The organism is Maribellus luteus, assembly GCF_003576475.1.
Lineage (GTDB): Bacteria > Bacteroidota > Bacteroidia > Bacteroidales > Prolixibacteraceae > Draconibacterium > Draconibacterium luteum.
Genome location: NZ_QWGR01000009.1, coordinates 105,078 through 127,791, shown reverse-complemented (window position 1 = coordinate 127,791; position 22,714 = coordinate 105,078). Strand labels below are relative to the sequence as shown.

At 42.7% G+C, this 22,714-nt stretch carries 13 protein-coding genes; 3 read left to right on the top strand and 10 right to left on the bottom strand.

Annotation, left to right across the window (positions count from 1 at the left end; all coding sequences use genetic code 11):
• Position 1: 1 nt before the first annotated feature.
• The 3 genes from D1614_RS15805 to D1614_RS15795 are packed head-to-tail and all read left to right on the top strand — an operon-like array spanning position 2 to position 4,114.
• Positions 2 to 1,387 (top strand): ABC transporter permease, encoded by a 1,386-nt coding sequence (locus D1614_RS15805; protein WP_119438933.1) that lies wholly within the window; start codon positions 2 to 4, stop codon positions 1,385 to 1,387.
• Positions 1,388 to 1,398: 11 nt separating this feature from the next.
• On the top strand, positions 1,399 to 2,886 hold the full coding sequence (locus tag D1614_RS15800; protein ID WP_119438932.1) for a TolC family protein: 1,488 nt from the start codon (positions 1,399 to 1,401) through the stop codon (positions 2,884 to 2,886).
• A 1-nt stretch (position 2,887) separates the two neighbouring features.
• The gene (locus tag D1614_RS15795; protein WP_147384262.1) at positions 2,888 to 4,114 is read left to right on the top strand and encodes an efflux RND transporter periplasmic adaptor subunit; all 1,227 of its coding nucleotides are present in this window, start codon (positions 2,888 to 2,890) and stop codon (positions 4,112 to 4,114) included.
• Positions 4,115 to 4,201: 87 nt separating this feature from the next.
• Here the strand turns inward: D1614_RS15795 and D1614_RS15790 are convergent, their stop codons facing one another.
• The 10 genes from D1614_RS15790 to D1614_RS15745 form a co-directional block, all read right to left on the bottom strand.
• Positions 4,202 to 5,245 carry a DUF4097 family beta strand repeat-containing protein gene (locus D1614_RS15790; protein WP_119438930.1) on the bottom strand — a complete coding sequence of 348 codons (1,044 nt, stop codon included), beginning with the start codon at positions 5,243 to 5,245 and terminating at the stop codon, positions 4,202 to 4,204.
• The gene (locus D1614_RS15785; protein ID WP_119438929.1) at positions 5,232 to 5,816 is read right to left on the bottom strand and encodes a hypothetical protein; all 585 of its coding nucleotides are present in this window, start codon (positions 5,814 to 5,816) and stop codon (positions 5,232 to 5,234) included. Before D1614_RS15785 ends, D1614_RS15790 begins: the two co-directional genes overlap by 14 nt.
• A gap of 7 nt (positions 5,817 to 5,823) precedes the next feature.
• Positions 5,824 to 6,378 (bottom strand): RNA polymerase sigma factor, encoded by a 555-nt coding sequence (locus D1614_RS15780; protein ID WP_119438986.1) that lies wholly within the window; start codon positions 6,376 to 6,378, stop codon positions 5,824 to 5,826.
• Positions 6,379 to 6,609: 231 nt separating this feature from the next.
• Positions 6,610 to 7,299: a hypothetical protein gene (locus tag D1614_RS15775; protein WP_119438928.1), complete on the bottom strand. Its 690-nt coding sequence runs from the start codon at positions 7,297 to 7,299 to the stop codon at positions 6,610 to 6,612.
• A gap of 166 nt (positions 7,300 to 7,465) precedes the next feature.
• Positions 7,466 to 9,367, bottom strand: a complete 1,902-nt coding sequence (rho, locus tag D1614_RS15770; protein WP_119438927.1) for a transcription termination factor Rho — start codon at positions 9,365 to 9,367, stop codon at positions 7,466 to 7,468.
• A gap of 346 nt (positions 9,368 to 9,713) precedes the next feature.
• The gene (locus tag D1614_RS15765; protein ID WP_119438926.1) at positions 9,714 to 10,307 is read right to left on the bottom strand and encodes a class I SAM-dependent methyltransferase; all 594 of its coding nucleotides are present in this window, start codon (positions 10,305 to 10,307) and stop codon (positions 9,714 to 9,716) included.
• A gap of 56 nt (positions 10,308 to 10,363) precedes the next feature.
• A complete protein-coding gene (locus tag D1614_RS15760; RefSeq protein WP_119438925.1) occupies positions 10,364 to 11,314 on the bottom strand; it encodes a hypothetical protein in 951 nt (316 codons plus the stop codon).
• A 438-nt stretch (positions 11,315 to 11,752) separates the two neighbouring features.
• The gene (locus D1614_RS15755) at positions 11,753 to 15,448 is read right to left on the bottom strand and encodes a T9SS type A sorting domain-containing protein (protein ID WP_119438924.1); all 3,696 of its coding nucleotides are present in this window, start codon (positions 15,446 to 15,448) and stop codon (positions 11,753 to 11,755) included.
• Between the two features lie 721 nt (positions 15,449 to 16,169).
• Positions 16,170 to 19,172, bottom strand: coding sequence for an Ig-like domain-containing protein (locus tag D1614_RS15750; protein WP_119438923.1), 3,003 nt, complete (start codon positions 19,170 to 19,172; stop codon positions 16,170 to 16,172).
• Positions 19,173 to 19,638: 466 nt separating this feature from the next.
• The gene (locus tag D1614_RS15745) at positions 19,639 to 22,560 is read right to left on the bottom strand and encodes an FAD-binding and (Fe-S)-binding domain-containing protein (protein WP_119438922.1); all 2,922 of its coding nucleotides are present in this window, start codon (positions 22,558 to 22,560) and stop codon (positions 19,639 to 19,641) included.
• Positions 22,561 to 22,714: the final 154 nt, after the last annotated feature.

Sequence of the window (22,714 nt, the reverse complement as noted above, 5' to 3'; positions counted from 1 at the left end):
CATGTTTATAAAACGTTATCTACACGACATTAGCATTGCCGTAGAGGCGATTATTGCCAACAAGGTAAAATCGATGCTTACGGCGCTCGGTATTATTTTCGGAGTAGCGGCGGTTATCAGTATGATGGCCATCGGAAACGGAGCCGAGCAGGAGATTCTGGACCAGATAAAACTGGTGGGCGTAAATAACATTATTATTACGCCAAGCACATTAACCATTGAAGGAGGCAGCGGAGGCGACGGCGGCGATGAAAAAGCCGGAGCCAATAAGTTTTCGAAAGGCTTAACGCTTATGGATGCGGAAGCCATTCGTAAAATTATTCCTTCCGTTCAGCAGCTTTCGCCGGTAATATCATTTAATTATTCTGCCTTGCTCGATGCGCACAGTAAACCGGTGGTACTCGAAGGCGTCAATAACAGCTATTTCAACCTGTTTAATATTCGACTAAGCGAAGGGACACTTTTTAGCGATCAGCAAAATGAAAATGGTTACCCGGTATGCATTATCGGGGATAATATTAAAACCGAGTTTTTCAGAGGAAGAGAAGCTGTGGGCGAGCTGATTAAATGTGGTCAGATTTGGCTCAAGGTGATCGGAGTGGTGGAACGCCGCGATTTTACAGCCTCGGCTTCTGATGAAATGGGAATCAGTAGTTCCGACAATAAGATTTTTATCCCGGTGCAAACCATGCTCCTGCGTTTTAAAAACCGTTCGCTGGTAAGGGCCGACGAGGTCGCAAAAGCCAACAAGGGAAACGGCCCCGGTGGAGGCGGTATGGTGGTTTTCAGGATGGGAGAAGAACCTGCGCAGGAAGATAATGATGAAACGGATTCGAACCTGAACCAGCTCGACAAGATTGTTGTACAGGTGAAAGAAACCGAACAACTGAATGCTACTGCATCATTGATAAAGCGGATGCTTTTAAGACGTCATTCTGAATTGTACGATTTCGAAGTAACCATTCCGGAGTTGCTTTTAAAACAGCAGCAGAAAACCCGCAACATCTTTAATATTGTACTGGGAGTTATTGCCGGTATTTCTCTGATTGTAGGCGGAATTGGTATCATGAATATTATGTTGGCTTCGGTGATGGAACGTATTCGTGAGATCGGTGTCAGACAGGCGGTTGGTGCCAAAAAGAAAGACATCATTGCCCAGTTTCTGGCCGAATCGACGCTTATCAGTCTTACGGGTGGATTAATCGGAATTATTCTGGGTATTGTTCTCTCGAAGATCATTACAGGAATGTTCGAGATTAAAACCATCGTTTCTTTTTTCAGTGTGTTCATTGCCTTTGGAGTTTCGGTATTGGTGGGAGTTACCTTTGGATACCTGCCGGCTAAACGTGCTTCCGACAATGACCCGGTTGAATCATTACGTCAGTAAAAAACAAGCTTATGAGACATTTAATATTAATGCTGTTCATTGTTGGCAGTACAATCGTTCCAGGCTTTTCGCAGGGACCAACACTTCGTTTAACATTGCCTGAAGTAATCGATCTGGCAACAGAGCAGTCGATCGATGCTTTCAGAAATAAAAATATGTACCTGGCCCGTTACTGGGAGTTCCGTTATTACAAAGCGGAACGTTTACCCGGGTTGTCACTTAGTTCGTCACCGGTTGATTTTAACCGGTACAGCAGGAAGGAATACAATTTTGAAACCAACCAGGACGAGTACCGCATGCGTGAGTATTTTAACTCCGATGTATCGTTGTCACTGGTTCAGAATGTCGCTCAAACAGGTGGACAGATTTTTCTTCAGTCGGGGCTGGGAATGGTGAAAAACCTTGGCGACGATGGAAGTACATCGTATACCGCAACGCCTATTAGTATTGGTTACTCGCAGGAATTGAACGGGTATAACGCCTTGAAATGGAAGGCGAAAATAGAACCGTTGAAATACGAAAAGGCGAAAAAGCAGTTGATTGAGAATAATGAAACCCTCAAGCAAAGAGCGGTTTCCGTATTTTTTAACCTGGCGCGTGCGCAAATACAAAAATCGATTGCCGAAACCAACCATGCCAATGCAGATACCCTTTATAAAATAGGGCAGGGACGCTACCAGGTAGGGACGGTTACACAGGATGAATTACTGAAACTGGAACTAAGCCTGCTGAATGCCAGCCAGGCGCTAAACCAGGCAAATGTGAATGTTAAACGCTTGCAGTCGTCGTTCAACTCATTCCTGGCACTGGAAAAGGAAACAACAGTAGAATGCATTATGCCGGATGTTATTCCTGATTTTAAAGTCGAAGCCAACGAGGCCATTTCTTTTGCAGTTGAAAACAATCCGGCCATCATTGATCATGAGCAGCGTGTTTTGGAAGCCGATCGGGCAGTGGCTTCTGCCAAGTCTGAAACCGGCCTAAATACGAGTGTTTTTGCTTTGTACGGATTGAATCAGGACTCAAAAGATTTTGCAGATGTTTATGGGAAGCAAAACAAAAGCCAGCGTTTAAATCTAGGTGTAAATATACCCATTGTAGATTGGGGGCGTAGAAAAGGACGTTTTGAGATGGCCAAATCCAACAGGGAAGTGTCTCTGGCTGAGATCAGGCAGGAACGAATCGATTTCGAACAAGAAGTTTACCAGCGAGTACTGGAATTCAACCTTCAGGGGGGACAAGTTTACAATGCCGCAAAGGCTGACACGGTAGCAAAAATGGGATACGATGTAACATTTCAGCGTTTTCTTATCGGAAAGATTGATGTGGTAGTATTGAATATTGCCAGCACTGATCAGGAGAACGCCCGTATGCAATACGTGGATGCGTTAAACCAGTTTTGGACGAAATATTACCAGCTCAGAAGCTTGACGCTGTTTGACTTCGAAAATAAAAAACAGCTTGTTGCAGAATACGATAAAATCCTCCAAAAACAATGATATGAGTAAAAAGCGAATTATTACAGCCGCTATAATACTGGTTGCCATTGTTGCCATAGCTCTGATTTTTAAAGAAGAGGTTTCCAGTGAGCCCAAAGGAATTTATACCGTGCGAAGTGGAAGTTTTGAAGAAGTGATCAAGTGTAAGGGCGAGATCAACAGTGCCGACGTAGTAGAGATCAAAATTCCAAAGACTCTGGATGATTACACTTTACGGGTTTGGTCGTACCGCATTATGGATATTGTGGATGAGGGCAAAGAAGTAAAAAAAGGTGACTTTATTGCACAGTTGGACCAGAGCCAGCTAACGACCCGCATGCGTGAGGTGACGCAGGATCTGGAGCGACTCACCGCAGATTTGAAAAACGCAGTCATCGACAGTACGGTAATTCTTACGCAGCTTCGGGAAGAGATCAAGGATGCTCAGCTTGATTTGGAATACAATAAAATCGACCTCGAACAATCGGTTTTTGAGTCGGAAGCCTATCAGCGAAAGGTACAGATGAATTATCAGAAAGCGGAGATTGGAATTGAGAATAAGAAACGCAACTACCAGCTGGAAATCAACAAACGTAAAGTAGGGATTAAGCGTCTTGAAAATTACGTTGAAGACCGGAAAGAATCAGTGGCGAAAATTCAAAAGGCCATTGCTGCCTGCCGGATTACTTCGCCCGACAATGGAATTGTAATGCTGGCCAAAAGTCCTTTTGAAGGGAAGAAATACAAAAGAAATGATAACTGTCACCCGTTCATGCCGGTTCTTGCTGTTCTCCCGAATCTGGATCAAGCTAATTCTGAAGTTTATGTGAAAGAAATTGACATTTCAAAAGTGGCAGTGGGCGACAGCGCCCGTGTTTCTTTCGATGCCCTGGAGGGCGTAACTCTAAAAGGGAAGGTTGTTTGGATTGCCTCGATGGGAGAAGATCATAAAGATTTCGACATGAAGGTTTTTAAGGTTCTCATTCGTTTGGAGGAAACAGATCCGGGCTTGAAACCGGCGATGACCAGTAACAGTGAAATTATTGTCAGCAACCTCGAAAATGTACTTTCAGTGCCTGTTCGCTCGGTATTTTCCGGCGACAGTGGAAAGTTTGTTTGGCTGAAACAGGGAAGTAAACTGGTGCAGCAGCCCGTTACCACAGGACCTGAAAACGAAGAATCTATCGTGATTACCCAGGGCATACAGGAAGGAGACCGGATTGCTACTGAAGCGCCAGCTGTTATGTAAAAGATATTATCTCAGACACACATGCACAAAAAAACCGGGAAGCTCCCCGGTTTTTTTTTATGTTTTTACAAAACAGTTTTTCTGAGATTAATTGGTCAGTTTGATTTCTCCGTAACGGCTTCTTACAAATACTTTGCCTCCTTCGCCCGAACCAACTTTTCCTTTTACTGTCTGCGAGTTGTTTTCGCGAATGCGGTTTCCTTCAAAACTTTCCTGCGGGTAAGAAATTCCGCAATAATCACAACTGGCATCGATCGAGTAATTGGCATTGTTTAAGCCCAGCGATATTTGCCCGTAGCTGTTGGTAATATCAATAAAGTCGAAAGCCGGGTTAATGGTGCCCACTTTTACACCTCCATAGCCCGATTCAATTTTAATGCTTTTTGAAAGTTCATCGATACTTACCTGGCTGTATTTGGTTGTCGCAGTAACACTTTCTACCTTGCCAAAGCGGAATTTATCGTATTTCGATTCAATCTGAATATCCTTGCCTTCTCCCAATTCGAATGAGGAGTATTTTGATTCGAGTTTCAATGATTTCAGCGTTTCAACGGTCATAGGAGAGTAGGCTACCTGAACATTCATATTGGTGGCTTCTCCAATACTTGCGTTTCCGTATGCGAGGTTTACGTTTAAGCTGCCGCTTTCGGGAGTTAGCAGTTCGTTGGCGCTGAGGTTTCCGTATTTGATCTGAAAATCGCCGTTTGCTTCCAGCCGGTTCACCAAAGTGTTGCCGTATTTGTTCTCAATCATCAGGTTTTTATCCGAAGGGATATTTACCGTATAATCGATGCTAAAACGTTTCTGGCTTTTGAATTCATTCGCAATCTTAGTTTCAGCCTTAATGGTTTTGCCACTTTTTTGGAACTGTACGTCGATCAGGTCGAGCAACTCGTTTGTTTTTTTCTCGTTGGCGGCTTCTACCGTAACTTTTACTTCAATGGTAACTTCGCTGCCACCGTCGTTGTTGATTTTTATTTCACCAAATTTATTGATGATCTGCAGTGTTGAAACATCCGAAACCGCCCAGGATTCTTTGTACTCTTTTGATTTTTCTTCTGCTTTTGCTGTAATGCCGGCTGTCAATAGCCCGGCTAACAGACACACTGTTATCCATTTAAAGGTTTTCATAACTTGTATTTTTTTGTTGTTTTACTTCTTCTAATTTGTTTACGATCATGTTGATTAAACTCAATTTTACCTGGTAATATTCGAGCATTGCGTTAATTACTCTTTCGTCGTTCGGATTGGCGGCTAAATCTTTTTGCAGGGTTTTATACCGCGATTCAAACTCATTGAGTTCCTCGTGCATCATGGTTTGTTCTTCTTCCGATACAAAGCCTTCGCGGGTAAGCTCGTCCCACTGGTTCAGCCCCGAGCGAATAGAAGTTTGATAGTAAAATTCGGTTTCTTCGTATTCAGGAGAAACAGAAGCCAGGGTAAATTCCGAATTTTCTCCTGAGTGGCGAATCAAGCCCTGCTGGTTGGGCGAGAAATAAATAAAAGCCTGGTTGGTAGCCAGCAAGACAAATACAACAGCTGCTGCAACTTTCCCTACCAGCGACCAGCTAAAACGGTACTTACTGTTTTGCTTTTTTAGCCTGTCTTCAAACCTGTTGAAATGCCCGTCTTCGGGTTCGTTGTCATTCAACGCCTCCAGGTTTTTTAAAATCAAATCTTCTATGTAATCTTTTTCTTTCATGGCTTTCTTAATTGTACGAGAATACTTCTTTTCCTTTTAACAATTCGCGCAGCTTGTTTTTGGCCCTTAACAACTGTGTTCTCGACGATGAGTTCGAGATGCCCAGTATTTCACTGATTTCTTCGTGATCGTAGCCTTCTATCAGAAATAAACTGAGAACCACCCGGTAGCCGTCCGGAAGTTGTTGAATAGCTTCCTGCAAAACCCTTACATCCACTTCGTGGGTGGGCATTTGGTAATCGGCAATTTCGGTGGTGCGTTCGTTTACTTCTTCAAACTTTACCTTGTTCTTTTTTAAATAATCCAATGAACGGTTTACCACAATCTTTTTCAGCCAGGCTCCAAAACTTACTTCGCCTTTGTAAGTGTCCATCTTTCTGAATGCGCTTAAAAATGCTTCCTGCATCACATCTTCGGCTTCCATCGCGTCGTTTACCATTCGCAGACTCACACTGAACATGGCTTTGTAATAAAGCTTGTACAAGCTGAACTGTGCTTTTTGATCGCCTGCCCGGCACTGGTCGATGAGCTCCTGATGGATGTTTTTGTAAAGCGTATTCACACTCTTGTTTTTCTGATTCAATGACGAAAGCAAAAATGCAATGTTGCACCTGTTGCAAAATTATTTTTCTCTTTTAAATAATTTATCAGAAAAAGTACAATGATCGGTGGAGAAAGGCTTGTTTTTGACTGATTTGAGTGCATTGGCTATTCGGTAGAAAGATGTTGCTTTTTAAAAGGAGGATTTCACCCAAAATTGCAAAAGAAGAAACGGTAATGAAAGTCGAGGATGTTACAACGAGTTGTAGTATTCTACCAGCGATTTTAGTGCATCTTCTTTTGCCGGATTTATTTTATTCTTTTTTACAAAAGCTTCCAATTCTTTTTGATGATTAGGGAATGTTTCAATTAAATCTTTCTTGTTATCGATTCGTTGTGCTGCCGCAGTTTCGATACGAATGTAGTAGGCATCGCTTCTGCGTTCAAACTTTGCAGGTTCCGGCTCTTTGTAGGCACCGGCTTCGGTAGGTTTTTGGTAAAAAACTTCAGGTTTGGCATACAAACTAGCTTTACCTTTGGTGATAAGCAACATATATCCGTTTCGAGCTTTTTTAACGTTTGTGTATGGAACATATTCGATCGTGTAATCTCCAAACGTAATTTTATCGATGGTTTCGGGTGCTGCGATGGCCAGTATTTTGTTTTCAGGAGTCTTAAATTCAATGTTGTCGTTGAAGATATTATAGCGAAGTGGTATATCGGCATATTGAAATTTGTTGGTGGTATAAACCGAACCATTTATGAATTCCTGGTTGAGAAAAGGTGAACCTTGGATGTCTTTTTCAGTGAGTTCACTGTAATATTCTCCCGAGGCTATTTTATAGGTTCTTACAAAGTCTACTGCCGAGCTAAGTTGGTAATTTACCTGTGCGAAGGAAGTAACAGCCAGTAATAAGAAGGCGACAATAATCAGTCTTTTCATTTTTATTGGTTTTTGTAGCAAAATGCTTGTTAATGCTTCTGCTAAAGTTAGTTAAAATAGAAAAAAGAGCCTCAAAAATTACGCCATTAATCAAAGTTGTTTAGGAAGTGATCAAAAAAAAGCAAGCCTTGTGAGCTTGCTTTTTATATTGCTTTTTGATGACTTTTTATCCGTCGTTCATTGATGCGAGGAACTCTTCCAAACTTGCTGCACGCATAAGTCTGGTTTTCATGAATTCCATGGCTTCCAGTGAGTTCATATCTCCCAGGTAATTGCGGAGGATCCAAAGTTTGTCGAGCACATCTTTCGAGAACAATAAATCTTCCCGACGGGTACTTGAAGTAGGAATATCCACAGAAGGGAAAATACGTTTGTTCGATAATTTCCGGTCGAGCTGAAGTTCCATGTTACCGGTCCCTTTAAATTCTTCGAAGATCACTTCGTCCATTTTCGAACCGGTTTCGGTAAGTGCTGTTGCCAGAATGGTTAATGAACCACCTTCCTCTATGTTACGGGCTGCTCCAAAGAAACGTTTGGGCTTGTGCAGTGCGTTGGCATCCACACCACCCGACAATACTTTACCCGAAGCCGGCTGAACCGTATTGTAGGCACGGGCCAAACGGGTAATTGAATCGAGCAGGATTACCACATCGTGCCCGCATTCTACCAAACGTTTAGCTTTTTCCAGTACAATGTTGGCCACTTTTACGTGTTTTTCTGCCGGCTCATCAAAAGTCGATGAAATTACTTCGGCATTAACGCTGCGTGCCATATCAGTCACCTCTTCGGGACGTTCATCGATCAACAGAACGATCATGTACACCTCGGGGTGATTGGCCGCAATGGCGTTGGCTATTTCTTTTAACAGGACGGTTTTACCAGTTTTGGGCTGGGCAACAATCAAACCACGCTGGCCTTTTCCAATTGGAGCAAACATGTCTACAACACGTGTAGAAATATTGTCGTGTCCGTTTCCGGTTAACTGGAACTTGGCATCAGGGAAAAGCGGTGTTAAATGATCGAAAGGAACACGGTCGCGAATGTATTCCGGACTGCGTCCGTTGATCTCCAGTACTTTAATTAGCGGGAAATATTTTTCTCCTTCCTTTGGAGGACGAACCGTACCTTTTACGGTGTCACCGGTTTTCAATCCAAACAATTTGATTTGTGATTGCGAAACATAAATATCATCCGGAGAGTTCAGGTAGTTATAATCAGATGAACGAAGGAAACCGTATCCATCCTGCAGAATTTCCAGCACACCTATGTTGGTAATGATTCCATCAAATTCAAATTGCTTTTGTTTCTGACGAACACTTTGATTTTGGTTCTGGTTTTGCCCCTGATTATAATTATCAGACTTTTGATGTTTTGGCTTATTATCGTTTCTTGGCTGCTCCTGTTTTTGCTCAGCCTCTTTACGCGCAGGTTGGTTGGCCTGTTGCATATTTTGCTGTGGTGCGTTTTGCTGTGGCGCATTTGGCTGTTGCCTTTCTTCTTTTGGCTGAGGCTTTGCCTGGAATTCCTTTTTCTCAAATTCCTTTTTTTCAGCTACAGGAGCTTCCTGTTTTATGTTCTCCTGTTTATCCGGTACTGGCTGTTCTGCCGGTTTTTGAGCCGGAGTGGCCGGCGCCTTTTCTTTGTTAAAGCCTTTTATAATGGCTTTAATTTGTTCCTGGCGCGAAGAATTATCAGACTCTTGTTGTTTAACCGGTTCTGCTTTTTTCTGGTCGCCTTTCTTTTTAGGCCCTGATCCTACTTTTTCCCGTTTCACGGTTTCAATTCTATGGCGTGGCCGCTTACCCCGGCGGTCGTCATCCTGTGCCTGTTCTTCCGGAGCAGGGGGCGGAGGAGATGATTTCTTTAGGAAGCCTCCCAAAATGCCACCTTTCTGTTCTTTTGGGGCAGGTTTGGTTTTCTTTTCTGCCTCCATAATGGCCTGCGTGTCAAGGATTTTATATATCAAATCCTGTTTCTTAAAAGACTCGACACGTTTGACGTTTAATTCTTTAGCTATCTCCTTTAGCTCAGGCAGAAGCTTTTTATTCAATTCTAAAATGTCGTACATAGACTGTGCTTAATTCGTTTTCCCGATTAATAATTGTTTGATAAAACTATTGGAACAATATACGAGGGGAGTGATTTCAACGGAAATCGTGTGCAATTATAAAGAATTACTGTTTACAAAACAAAATTCTATAACGCTTTTTTCAAATTTCCCCCTAATTCAAAAGTTTTTTAGTGTTTTCGTAAAGTAGGACTGCTATAATTACCTTTCTTATAGTAATTTATTGACTTGTTTGCAACGTATAATGCTATACGTTTGAACAGGGCAAAAGGTTCATTTAATTTTGCCGAACAGTTCCTTCGTATTTTTCAAACGCGTGTCTGTTGCTGTTATTATTCTTCAGAAATTACTTTTTGCCAATTGCCCGAATTACTGATGCAAGTCCCTGATGAAAAGGTCCTTCGTCTAAAATGGTATTGGTTTCTTCCATGCGCAAGGAAGATAGATCCCGGAAATCATTTCTTAATTCTTCGGCAGAAAAAAGCATTTCCCGGTCTCTTGGGCCTCCTGATTTGTAATTGATTTGTTCTTTGCTGAATCCTTCGAGAATAATGGTTCCGCCCGGCTTTAAAAATTCCAAAAGGTGTAGGTGGTTTTTCTGTCTTATGGCTGCAGGCATATGAGCAAAAATTAAAACAATGCAATCAAAACTTTCGGGTAGAAAGCCGATTTGTTCATAGCTTTCAATCCGGTAGTCAATTTCAACTTCATGTTTTTTAGCCAATTGCAGTGCTTTTTCCCGACCTTCGGTACTGGTGTCAAAAGCGCTTACCTGCCATCCTAAGGTTGCAGCATAAATGGCGTTTCTTCCTTCTCCTTCGGCCGGAAATAGTATGCTTCCCTGTTTTAGCTTTGAGATTTCTTCTTTAAAAAAACGATTGGGCTTTTCGCCGTATGCATATTCTGTTGTACTGTATCGTTCGTTCCAAAAATTATTCATGTTTTCTGAAAGTTTGTAGAAAGAACATTTGGAACGCAAATTAGTTGAAGATTGTTTTAATTGCTAGTGGTGCAGTACTGAACATTTAATTGAATTACATAATAAGGGTAATAAGCGGAGGTGATATAGAAATCATCGTACAGCTGTTCAAGGGGGCCAGATTCTAATTCGGTTAACTCTCCTCCCGGTGTATCGCATCCGAAAAGGCTTGCGATGGGAGTATTGCCAAAAAATGACCAATCCTGCGAGAAATTGAAAATGATTTTTCCTTCTTCGTAACGGACACTGCCAATCAGCTCTTCATTATCAGCTGTAATATGTTGCGTGTTTTCTTCCAGTGTATTGTCGAAATAGTAATTTCCGTTCGATTCCGGGCCGCAAAATGCAAGGTGGGGAAAACAACCGCCACCGCCTGTCGGAATGCAGGGATAATATTCGGTATACGAAGCTCCACTTTTGGTATTCAAAAGTTGCCCGCAGCTCCAGGCCGATTTTTTTTCTCCGGTTTGCTTATCAATTGCTTCGGCATGGGCTATTATGTATAGTTTTTTCCCTTCCGGAAAATAATAATTAGGGCCAATCATGTTTTGATCGATTATCAGGTGGTATGCATCCTGTTTTGCCATTTTATAAGGAAATTGACCCGGCAATGGCTGGTCGTTTTTGTTGGCCGGAAGCAGGGAAAACTTGTTACCTGCCCATAGTTGTATGCTTTCAATTTCGAACTGATCATTTCCCTTTAATTCGATGAAAAGTTGTGACTGACTGTTTGAAAGAATCATTGCTCCAACTTCCAGCTGATCTTTGTGTAGCAGTGGAATCCAGACTGGTTCGCACATCGATCCGGGAAGTATTTCAGCGCTCTTCAACCCTGTTTCATTTGTTTGAAGCATTTCCGAAGATGCCAAAAGTTCTTCGTTTTGAGGCAACAAATAGCTATCGTAGTTACAGCTGGTGAAACAGCTTAACAAAACTACCAAAGTGGTGATTAACAAAATTGTCTTCATAATATCCCATTTAAGTTATTATCCTGTAAACCGAAGGGCAGAAAGCCATATGATTCACTTTGCTATTAATAATTTGTAGGGAATGTAAAAGACATGCAATCTCTTCGGCGCATAACTCTGATTTGGTTTAAAACCGGAGTACCTAAGGAGCGCCTGAAAAGAGATCCAATAGACTTCTGCAATGAATAATTGATTTCTCTTCAAGATAAGCTATTTTTTAATGATTTGTATTACAGCGAAATGGAAAGTTTTTAACGGGCAAAGATGAAAGAGGGTAGTCGGTTGTGGACAACTTTTTGAGAATAATCTTTGACAGGTGGGGTTCGAACAAATCAACACGACCGACAGAGACAAAAAAAAACCGGCAGTAAAAGTACTGCCGGTTCAACCATGCTTTGATTTATTCTGTTCGCGCAAGAACAGTTCTACTGCTCTTGTTTATTCTCTTTTGTAAATGAGTTTGCCATTGAAAACTGAGTCTCCAACTTTCATTTTGTAGAAGTACATCCCGCTCACTTGGTTTTCGGGTTTAAATTCGGCATTGTAAACCGTATTCTCTTCCACGAAGCCATCGTAAATGGTTTGAACCATCCGGCCTGCCATGTCGTAAACATCGATTCTGGCCTGCGCAGCTACCGGCGAAACAAATTCGAAACGTGCCTGTTCGCTAAACGGATTCGGATAAACGCTCAACTGTGTTTCGGTAACGATGGTTTGACTGGAGGTGGCTATCTCTGCAGATTTGTTTTTACCAGGCTTGGGTGTACTTTCACCCGAGGTAGTTCCATCTGTCTTAACTTCAATTGTACCAACGTTTAGAAACTGTTCTTTCGTAATTTCATTGCCATCAAGACTGTAATTGCTAGAGAACCAGATGCCTCCGGCACTGTTAAAGTAGGTAATTCCTATCATCTCATCACCTGCGTCTATTTCCCCGAAATCAGGATCAGTCATTGTTACATGAAGAGGAGAGTTACCATCGACTCCAACATACACCCCATCAATAAGTTCTGATAGATTTGCTTTGGCATCGAAAATTGCTTTTCCTGCGTCTAATTTGCCGTAAGTTGGGTCTTGGTCACCACTTAGTACCATTAAGTTGATGGCATTGGTTTTTAGTTGATATTCATGGATAACTCCATCTAAAGTGCCATCGGGCTTATACCAACTACTCCATCTTATGGTCATTTTTCCTTGAGGATTTGTCTTTTTCTTGTTATAAGTAACATCAAACTGGAACCAGGTTAGTTCGTTATCAGCACCTTTTAATTGACCATTGGAATCTTCGTTTAACAAGTTTCCAGATCCAAAAATAGAACCTCCAGGTATTGGTTTGGCAACAGTTACCATCACAAAATCGTCACCATTGCCATTATAATAAGCACCAGATACTTCAACATATATTTCAAAGCTTTCTGCCTGTGAATTGCCAATGTCGAATTGAACATCAGCACTTGCGATACCTACAGTGCCATCAGTCATATCAACCAATCCAACTGGTAAATTTTTGGCACTTGGGATAGGTGTTTTTTTATCACCTTCAATTGTGTAAAAGGTAACTTTTGCACCACGTAAGTCTCCAGTTGGTGTGTGGCTGTCCTTAAGAACAGTTGCCAATGTGATGGTTCCTGTACTTGAGTTTTCTCCTGTTGTCCATGCCAGTAATGTACCGGTATAGAATCCTGTTTCAGAGTTGTAGGCATCAGCTGACCTTGCTAATATCAGAAATGAAGTTGGCTCGCTTGTACTTCCGTCGTAGTAGTTGGTGGATGGAGAGAATTTGGCAACAAGTTCATATTCTCCCGGCATTTCAGTAATCTTGTGAATTAGTGTTGCCCTGAGTTTTGTAGGATAACCTTCTTCGTCGTATGGAATTGGATAGGCCGGAGCCGAACCAACCGAAACATTATTCAGGAAGAATTCAACCTGACCTGCAAAATCATTTGATTGACAATTGGATTCTATTTCTGCATAGAAAGTGATGTCATCCATGTAACGGGCTGATTCAGCACTGATTTTGGCAACGGTTGTTGTCGGTACATACACGGTTACGGTTGCTGTTGCATTTGCGGAATTGTCACATTCGTCGGTTACGGTTAAGGTAACAGTGTTTTCTCCAATATTATCACAGCTAAATTCTGTTATATCTAATTCCATTAATGGATCAGAATCACAATTATCAGAAGAGCCATTGTCAATATCTTCCGGTGAAATGGTTACCGTTCCATCGGGGCCCAGACGAACTTCGATGTTTTGCGTGGCTACCGTTGGAGGAGTTTCGTCGCCTCCGCTAACCTTATAAACCTGACCGGCAAGTGGGTTTCCACATTTGTCCTGAACCTCAAAAGTGTAAGTGATAGTCCAGTCGCAATCATTTCCTGAAACCACAGCAGTTGATAAGGATACGGATAAATCACCTCCACAATTGTCAGTATAACCACTGACGGCAAGGTCAGAGTCAAATCCTGCGTCTGCTTCTTCCTGCGTGGGTTTGCAGTCGTTTACACCGCTAATGTCTGAAGGAGGAGTACCTGTTGGTGCGGTTAAATCACCACCCTGGTGTTGGTATGTCAGACCTTCCAGCGGATTGTTGCATTCATCAAACACAGTGTAATAATAGGTTACTGTCCAGTCACAATCATTTCCGGTTGTTTTTGTACTGTCAAGCGATGCCGAAACATTCTGTCCGCAATTATCCGTGTAACCAGTAATTGCATTGGTTTCACTCCATGCCGGGACTGTACTTTGAGCATCTGTCATGCAGGCATTGTATTCGGTAGGATCGCTGAATGGTGTTCCTGTTAAGGAAGGTGCTGTTTGGTCACTACCGGAGTAAGAAACAATTGGAGATGGATCAACATGATTCCCCGCATCGTCATAAACATCGTAAGTATAGGTTACTGACCAAGTGCAATTATCGTTATCTGGTGCTTCCTGCGTGATTTTGTCGACATTTACCACACCGCAGTTATCCGAGAAGTAGGCTTTTATTTCGTCGGCAGTCGGCCCGGCAGGCATGTCAGAATAACAAAGATTCATATCGGATTCTCCGGTTGGTAAAGAGCCGTTTGAAACGGGTGCATCATCGTCGGTAACTGTTATGGTAAAGCTACAGGTTGCATCATCGCCTACGCCATTGCTGGCTGTCAGCGTGACGTAGGTAAGACCTTTCTCAAATACGGAACCGCTTCCATCGCCGCTTCCGCTTCCTGTTGTTGCACCTGTAAATTCATAGCTAATGTCAGGTGTTGGGTTTCCGTCAACAGCTACAGCATAACTTACCTGCGTATTGCAAGCATCCGTATCTGTTCCGGTTTGAATGTTCCCGGGGCATGTGGTAAACGAAGGGGGGACTCCAATTGAGACCACGCCATCAATTTCAGCCACAGCGTTATCCTCTGCAGGGTTACTGCAATTATGGGAATCCGGCTTGTTATCTGGAAAAGCATAGGTTAAAACACCAAAACTGAAACTTCCATTTGTTAATGTTCCATCAGAAAATACGGTTAAAGTACCTGCCAGTTCTGTTATTGAATTATCATTAAAATAAAGCACTCCTTCCTGATCTCCATTTATCCCGGAACTTGCCGGAGAAAATGAGTAGGTGAGTCCGGAAGGAAAATTTGAAGCATCAATACATAAATTGGCATAGAAATTTGCATTTGAATTACCTCTGGTTACAGTTACGTCAAACTGAACACTTCCCGAAACTCCGGATTGAAGAATTCCTTGTTGAGTACCGATTGTAATGGTGCCAATCTTTGGAGAGTCGGTAAAATACCAAACAGCAACTTCTTCGCTTACAGTTCCTGTTGCTGTTAGCCGGTAGGATTCGCCCAAATCATAGAACTGGACCTCAAAAAGGTCATCCAGAATATTACCATCCTGATCTGCAAATGTCGTATACATCTCAGGTTGATGGTCGAAAGTTAAATGTTCTACCTTCAACATAACCATTTCATTGGGCTCCCATCCTGTTCCGGTAACTACGACTATTTCTCCCGGATAGTAATCATCTTTATCGGTCGAAATGGTTTGTCCAAAAACAGTGTTAGCCGATAGCAATAAAAATCCCGTAAGCAGCAGCATTAGTGCCGTTCGGGGCGTTCGTAATGTCATGTAGATTTTGTTCATTTTTAGTTTGTTTTGAGTTAAGGTTTTTTGAATTGGAACACATTCATAGTTTGAATGCAGGTTACTGACATTGAAAAATGTCAGTAAAGAGTACTTATAAGAAGTGACGAATTTTTTACTGAAGAAGTAAATGTTAAGTCATGAGGTTTGTTTTAGAATGGCAGCAAATTTCATTTGCGCGCCACCGAAGGAGTGGTACGTCTTTAATCCCTTGTAATTTTTGAATTACATCCAGGCTTACAACAATACAACAGGAAAAACATTGGACGTATTTTTCCATTGGTTCTGCGTTTAAAAAGTAAGTGGTGTTAAAGGAAGAGAAACCCTTATTTTTTATCTTCAATTAACAGTACGTAAATTACGAAATTTTATAATGTGCTGTATTTCAGGTGTGTCCCAATATGAAAAAATAAACATTGTAATAAAAGGCCTGTTTTTACAGTGTCTTTAGATTCTACTATTAGCGGAAAATGCACAAAAAAAGTATTTAGTTTCTAATTTTGAGAATGTATAAAATGAAACTTGTGACTTATTAAAGCCATATCCTTTGTGTTTTTTACAAGGAAGTTTGGGTAGGAGGGTGATAATCAGTAATTAATAGTTCTTGGAAAGAAAATAGACCGCCAGAGATTGCCTGCCGGTCTATTATTCTCGGGATGAATCTATTTCATCCTAACATAACAAACGGTGTTAGATTTAATTTCTGCAACCTAGTGTAAAACTATTGTTTGACCTGTAATAATTTTCCAGTAAGTTGTTTGTCTCCTGCCTTTAGTCTATAGATCAGGGTAGTAGATTGTTGTCCCGACAGGCTCACTTCAAAGGTGTTGATGCCGGCATTCATATGCCCCTGATGTATGATTTTCACTTTTTGTCCCAGCATATTGAATAGTTCCAGGCTTCCATTACTTTCTTCGGGAAGGTTAACTTCAAATTTTACCTGATCGCTGAAAGGATTTGGATAAGCTTTCACCGAGAATTCGGAATTTAGATTCTCTCCAATAGCTGCTGACTTGACCGTCTGGGTAATGGGTGTAGATTTTACAACTTGCGCAATCGTTGCTGATTTAGTAGGTAATCCACATGATTCGGAATTAAGAGAAATACAATCACCGATTTGAACTGTTACCTTGTAGCCCGAACCAGCCGGAATATTGCTAAAAGATGTGTCGCTCTTATTAACTGCAACAATGGAATTTCCGGGGAATACACCCGGAATATCATCTCCGTTCTTATCTTTTATAGTATATGTGGCATCCTTAACCACGTTTGTAATTGTAACACTAAATGTTGAATCATCACAAGCAGGTGGATTATAAACAACTTTTGGCGCTGCCGGAGCCGGATTTATTATCAGGGTATCTGCAGTCCGAGACAGGCTTTTGCACCCAGTTAGGTCATCTACCGCTTCTCCGTATAAAATCAGGGTGTCAGCCACTGTGCTGACCAGGGAAGCGGGGTCTGCAATATTGCCATTGGTCTCGGCATCGTACCACACAATTGAAACACCATCGGGGACGGTAGCTGTAGCCGTTAAAGTTTGTTCTTCTCCTGTTTCACATTCGGTAACATTAACCGGATTGATGGGTGCCGCCGGAGCCGGATTTATTATCAGGGTATCTGCAGTCCGAGACAGGCTTTTACAAGCAGTCAGGTCATCTACTGCCTCTCCATATAAAATAAGGGTATCCGCAATTGTACTGACAAGAGACGCGGGGTCTGCAACATTGCCATTGGTCTCCGCATCGTACCACACAATTGAAACTCCATCGGGAACGGTTGCTGTAGCCGTTAAAGTTTGTTCTTCTCCTGTTTCACATTCGGTAACATTAACCGGATTGGTTGGCGCTGCCGGAGCCGGGTTTATTATCAGGGTATCTGCAGTCCGAGACAGGCTTTTACAAGCAGTCAGGTCATCTACCGCTTCTCCATATAAAATCAGGGTATCAGCAACTGTACTGACAAGGGACGCAGGGTCTGCAACATTGCCATTGGTCTCCGCATCGTACCAAACAATTGAAACTCCATCGGGGACAGTTGCTGTAGCCGTTAGAGTTTGTTCTTCTCCTGTTTCACATTCGGTAACGTTAACCGGATTGATGGGTGCCGACGGAGCCGGATTTATTATCAGGGTATCCGCAGTCCGAGACAGGCTTTTACAAGCAGTCAGGTCATCAACAGCTTCTCCATATAGAATCAGGGTATCTGCAACAGTACTGACCAGGGAAGCAGGGTCTGCAATATTGCCATTGGTCCCGGCATCGTACCACACAATTGAAACACCATCGGGGACGGTAGCTGTAGCCGTCAAGGTTTGTTCTTCTCCTGTTTCACATTCCGTAACATGAATCGGATTGATGGGCGCAACCGGAGCCGGGTTTATAATCAGGGTATCCGGAGTACGATCGAGGCTGGTACATAGCGTTAATTTATTCACGGTTTCACCATATAAAATCAAGGTGTCTGCCACTGTGCTAACCAAGGCGGGTGGGTACACTTCATCGCCACCGGTCGGTGCACTGTACCAAATAATTGTATCGCCATCCGGCACAGTAGCTGTAGCTGTCAAGGTTTGTTCTTCTCCGTTTTCACACACAGTAACAGGAACTGCATCAGTGGGCGCAACGGGGTTATCAAATACTTCAACGCTAACGGTATCATCTTCCAAACAGCCATTGGTATCAGTAAATGTGTAAATCACTTCGAAAGTGCCGACTCCGGCAACGGACGGATCGAGGCTCGCTGTTCCGTCTCCCTTATCTGTAAAGCTTTCTGCTGGTGCATTTGTGCTGAATACTCCCGAAATGCCTTGGTTGGGTTTCGGTGAACCTTCAAACGACATCGCACTGCCATCAAAACACACATCCGATGGATCTGTTAATGTAACTGTAGGGCTCGGATAAACAATTAAGGCAACAGTAGCAACAGAAGACGGATACGGTGGTATTGTGCTGGTGACCTTTGCGTATACATCTTCTTCAGCACTCTTGGTGGTATAACTTTCAGGAATACTAATTAGAGAATCTGTTGCAAAATCTTTATACCATTCAATGTTTACATCGGTTGATTTTGTAACAAGAGTGTCAAGGCTTCTCAAATTAAAGGTGGCTGTGGTACCTCCCGGTACATCAGGACAGCTCTCATAAGAAAAGTTTTTTGCTGTTGGGATCTCGACTGCAATATAATCACCGCCAGGCAACGAAAAACATTTAGACGGGGTTTTGGGACATTGGAAAGCTTCACCTTCACAAAAATTCTTATTTCCGGTTCCCCAGGCAATATAAACATCTGTTAGTGCAATTGCCGTTCCGCATGGCCAGGATAGCGTTTGATTAAATGTTACTCTATTCAAAGGTTGGTTTAGGGTGTCGCCAAAACACTGACTCATAGAATCGAGTGTTCCACGGGGTACTCCAAGATCTAATTCTTTAATTTTAGTGTAAATCGAAACACCTACGCGCGGTGTGTTGGTTGATAGCTCCAAAGTCAAATAAACGATAGCATCTTGGCCGTTTTCACAGACAAAATTTGAATCTAACGGATTTCCAAATTCATCCGATAAATAGGCATTCTCAATCTGTATGTCGTTGGAAGTACAGCCTGACACGCAATCAGCAGGCGTTGTTTGTGCATAAGTGGTCATGGAAGCCGCCATAAATAGTCCCGTAATCAACACTATTATTGCTGCGCGGGATGAACTAAAAATTAGGTAAATTTTTTTCATCTTGTTTGATTTTTTGTTAAAAATGAAGTAAGATACCTAGAGCCCAAACACAGCTTTACCAGACTTTCTATTGGGTAGAGTCTTAAATTGCAGTCGTAAGAACACGGAGTTTGATAATATGAAAGAGGTTAATCTGAGATGCTCTCGACGTGCTTTGCCTTGGAATACACGTTGGATTTTTATGAAGTACGTTCCTGTAAGAAATTATTTACTGAATTTCTTATGCACCAGGTTCAAATAAAAGGTGGAGAATTGAGATGATACCCTATTTTTTATCTTAATTCACCCTATTCAAGTTAAGAATATTTTTCTGTTTATTGAATGTTTACCAGTCCTAATTATAGAAAATGGCGAGGTAATGGAGTAAATACCATTAAAAAGGCGCAAATAATTCTTTTAGGTAGCCTAAAACAACCCCTGGCTGAACCAATCATGGGCCAGCTCCAAGTACTGTATTTACTTCAAATTATGCCAGTGCTTCGTACAACACTTCCACCGGGTGCAATGCTTTTTTGCCAGTGCCGTCTTTTATCTGGTGGCGGCACGAAGTCCCCGGTGCCGAAACAATGGTTTCTGCTTCAGCATTTCGGACGGCCGGAAACAATACCATTTCTCCAATTTTCATCGACAAGTCGTAATGTTCTTTTTCGTAGCCAAACGAACCGGCCATACCACAACATCCCGAAGGAATTTCATCCACCGTGTAGTTGGCTGGCAGGGAAAGCATTCTTTTGGTTGGATCGGTTGAAGCAACGGCTTTTTGCTGGCAGTGCCCGTGGATCAGGATTTTTCTTTCTTCTTGGGAAAAAGCAGTGCTGTCAATGTTCCCTTTTTCTGCTTCTTTTGCAATAAATTCCTCGAAAAGCAGCGAGTTTTCCCCCAGTTTCTCTGCGTCTTTTTGTAAACCGTCTTTTACCAGTTCCGGGTATTCATCGCGGAAAGCAAGAATGGCAGAAGGTTCAATGCCAATAAGTGGTGTTTCCGAAGTGATAATGTCTTTTAGTAGCTTAACATTTTCGCTTGCAATTTTTTGGGCTGTTTTTACCAGGCCTTTCGACAAAAAGGTACGGCCCGATTCTTTGGTTACCGGAATTTTAACTTCGTAGCCAAGTTTAGTTAACAGCAGGATCGCCTTGATACCGATATCGCTTTCGTTGTAGTTGGTAAACTCGTCGTTAAACAGGTAAACCTTTCCTTTGGTAGCTGATTCAGGTTTTGGAATCCCGTTTCCCACCCAGCGGTTGAGCGTAATTTTTGACAAGGACGGAACGCTTCTTTTGGTGGAAAATCCAATGGACTTTTTGAGCAGCGAAGTGTTCATCATTAGGTTGGATATGGGCCGGAAAACCATCGCCAAGCGGTTTAATCTTGGCAGGTAGGCAACAAGCTTCGACCGGAGCGGGATACCGTGAATATCGTAGTAATGTTGCAGGAATTCGGCTTTGAGTTTGGCCATGTCAACATTCGACGGGCATTCACTTTTACAGGCTTTACAGGAAATACACAAATCCAGAATATCATAAATTTCGCGGTGATCAAAAGCCTGCTCTTTTTCGTTGTTGTACAGATATTCGCGTAGAATATTGGCACGGCCCCGCGTACTTTTGTCTTCGTCGCGGGTAGCCATAAAAGTAGGGCAGAGGGTTCCCCCGATTTTCGAAGATTTCCGGCAGTCGCCCGAGCCGTTGCACTTTTCAATACTTCTGAAATAACCGCGGTTGTTTGAAAAATCGAAGCTGGTGTCGTAGTCCGGAATGGCTTTCCCGGGAATTACCCGCAGGTTTTCAGTAATGGGCGGCGTATCCACAATTTTCCCGGGGTTAAAAATATTGTCCGGGTCCCAGGCTTTTTTGACCGACTTGATCAGCTGGTAATTTTTTTCACCCAGCATAAACGGAATAAATTTTCCGCGTGCTCTGCCGTCGCCATGTTCGCCACTCATCGATCCGCGGTATTTCTTCACCAAGGCCGCCACTTCGTTCATTAAAGTGTCGAACAGTTCCACGTCTTTCGGATCCTTGAAATTGATCAAAGGCCTGAAATGTATTTCGCCGGTGGCAATGTGTGCGTAGTAAATGCTGCTGAGCCCGAGTTTTTCCAGTACCTTTTTCAGGTCGGCAATGTATTCCGGTAAATACTCCGGGTGAACGGCGGTATCTTCAATTCCCGGAACACCCTTCCGGTCGCCCGGAACATTGGAAAGCAGTCCGAGGCCTGCCGTTCGCAGCGCCCAAACGCGTTTGATGTTTTCAGCCCCGGTAATCAGCGGGTAATGATATCCAAGCCCGGCTTCTTTTAACTCGTTGGCAAGTTTTTCAGCAGTTGAAGTAAGCTCATCTTCGTTTTCGTACGAAAACTCGATCATCAGCATAGCGCCCGGATCTCCTTGTACGAACCAGCGGTTTTTTCGTTGTTCGATGTTTTGTTTGGCGGCTTGCATCACCGGATCGTCCATTAGCTCGATAGCCGTTGGCTTGTATTTTAGCGCAATCAGGTTTCCGTAAATCGATTCTTCCAGCGTTTCGAAATGCGCACACACCAAACCTCGGTGCTTGGGTGGCAGCGGAATGACATTCAATTTCAGGCGGGTTGAAAAGGCCAGCGTTCCTTCCGATCCTGCCAGCAGTTTACAAAAATTGAAACGTTCTCCTTCCTCGCTAAACACTTCGAAATCCATCAAAACATCGATGGCATAGCCCATGTTTCGCCGGGTAACCCGCGGGTCCGGAAATTTCTCCCTGATTTCGTGCTGGTTTGAAGGATCAGACAGCATTTCAAAAATATTGGTGTAGATGGCCTTTTCCAGCGCATTGGGATTGCCGTTCATTTTTGCCCTGAATTCTTCTTTGCTCAGTGGTTTAAAAGTGGTTTCCGAGCCGTCCGACAAAATAGCATCCACTTCCAGGATGTGTTCGCGCACGCTGCCATACACCAGCGAATGCAGCCCGCAGGAATTGTTTCCAAGCATTCCGCCCACCACACAGCGGTTGGCGGTCGATGTTTCGGGGCCGAATTGCAGCCCGTGCGGGGCCAGAAACTGGTTTAACTCGGCCAGTACCACACCGGGTTCAATAATTACGTATTTTTCTTTTTGGTTGAACTCCAGGATGCGGTTCATGTACTTTGAGATGTCCACTACGATTCCCGAACCAACTACTTGTCCGGCCAGCGAAGTTCCTGCCCCCCTTGGGATGATGGATGTATTGTTTTCGCGCGCAAAAGCGATTATTTTTTTGATATCACCAACCGTTTTGGGTTTGGTTACAGCCAGGGGCATTTCCTTGTACTGCGATGCATCGGTTGAATACAGAACACGTTGTACGTTATCGATAAAAAGGTCGCCGTCGAGTTGGTCCTTTAGTTCGTTAAATTTAGCTGTAGTTGTCATCTCAAAGGTATTTTGAATTGCAAATATATGTAAGATGTCATACAAGTCGCAATTCTTTTTCTGAAATTTAAAAATAGAAAATAAGCGGACAAGAATTTGTTGTATTGATTCTTTTTTTATTCACGGATTGATGTTGAGCCGGAGACTTTCCGTT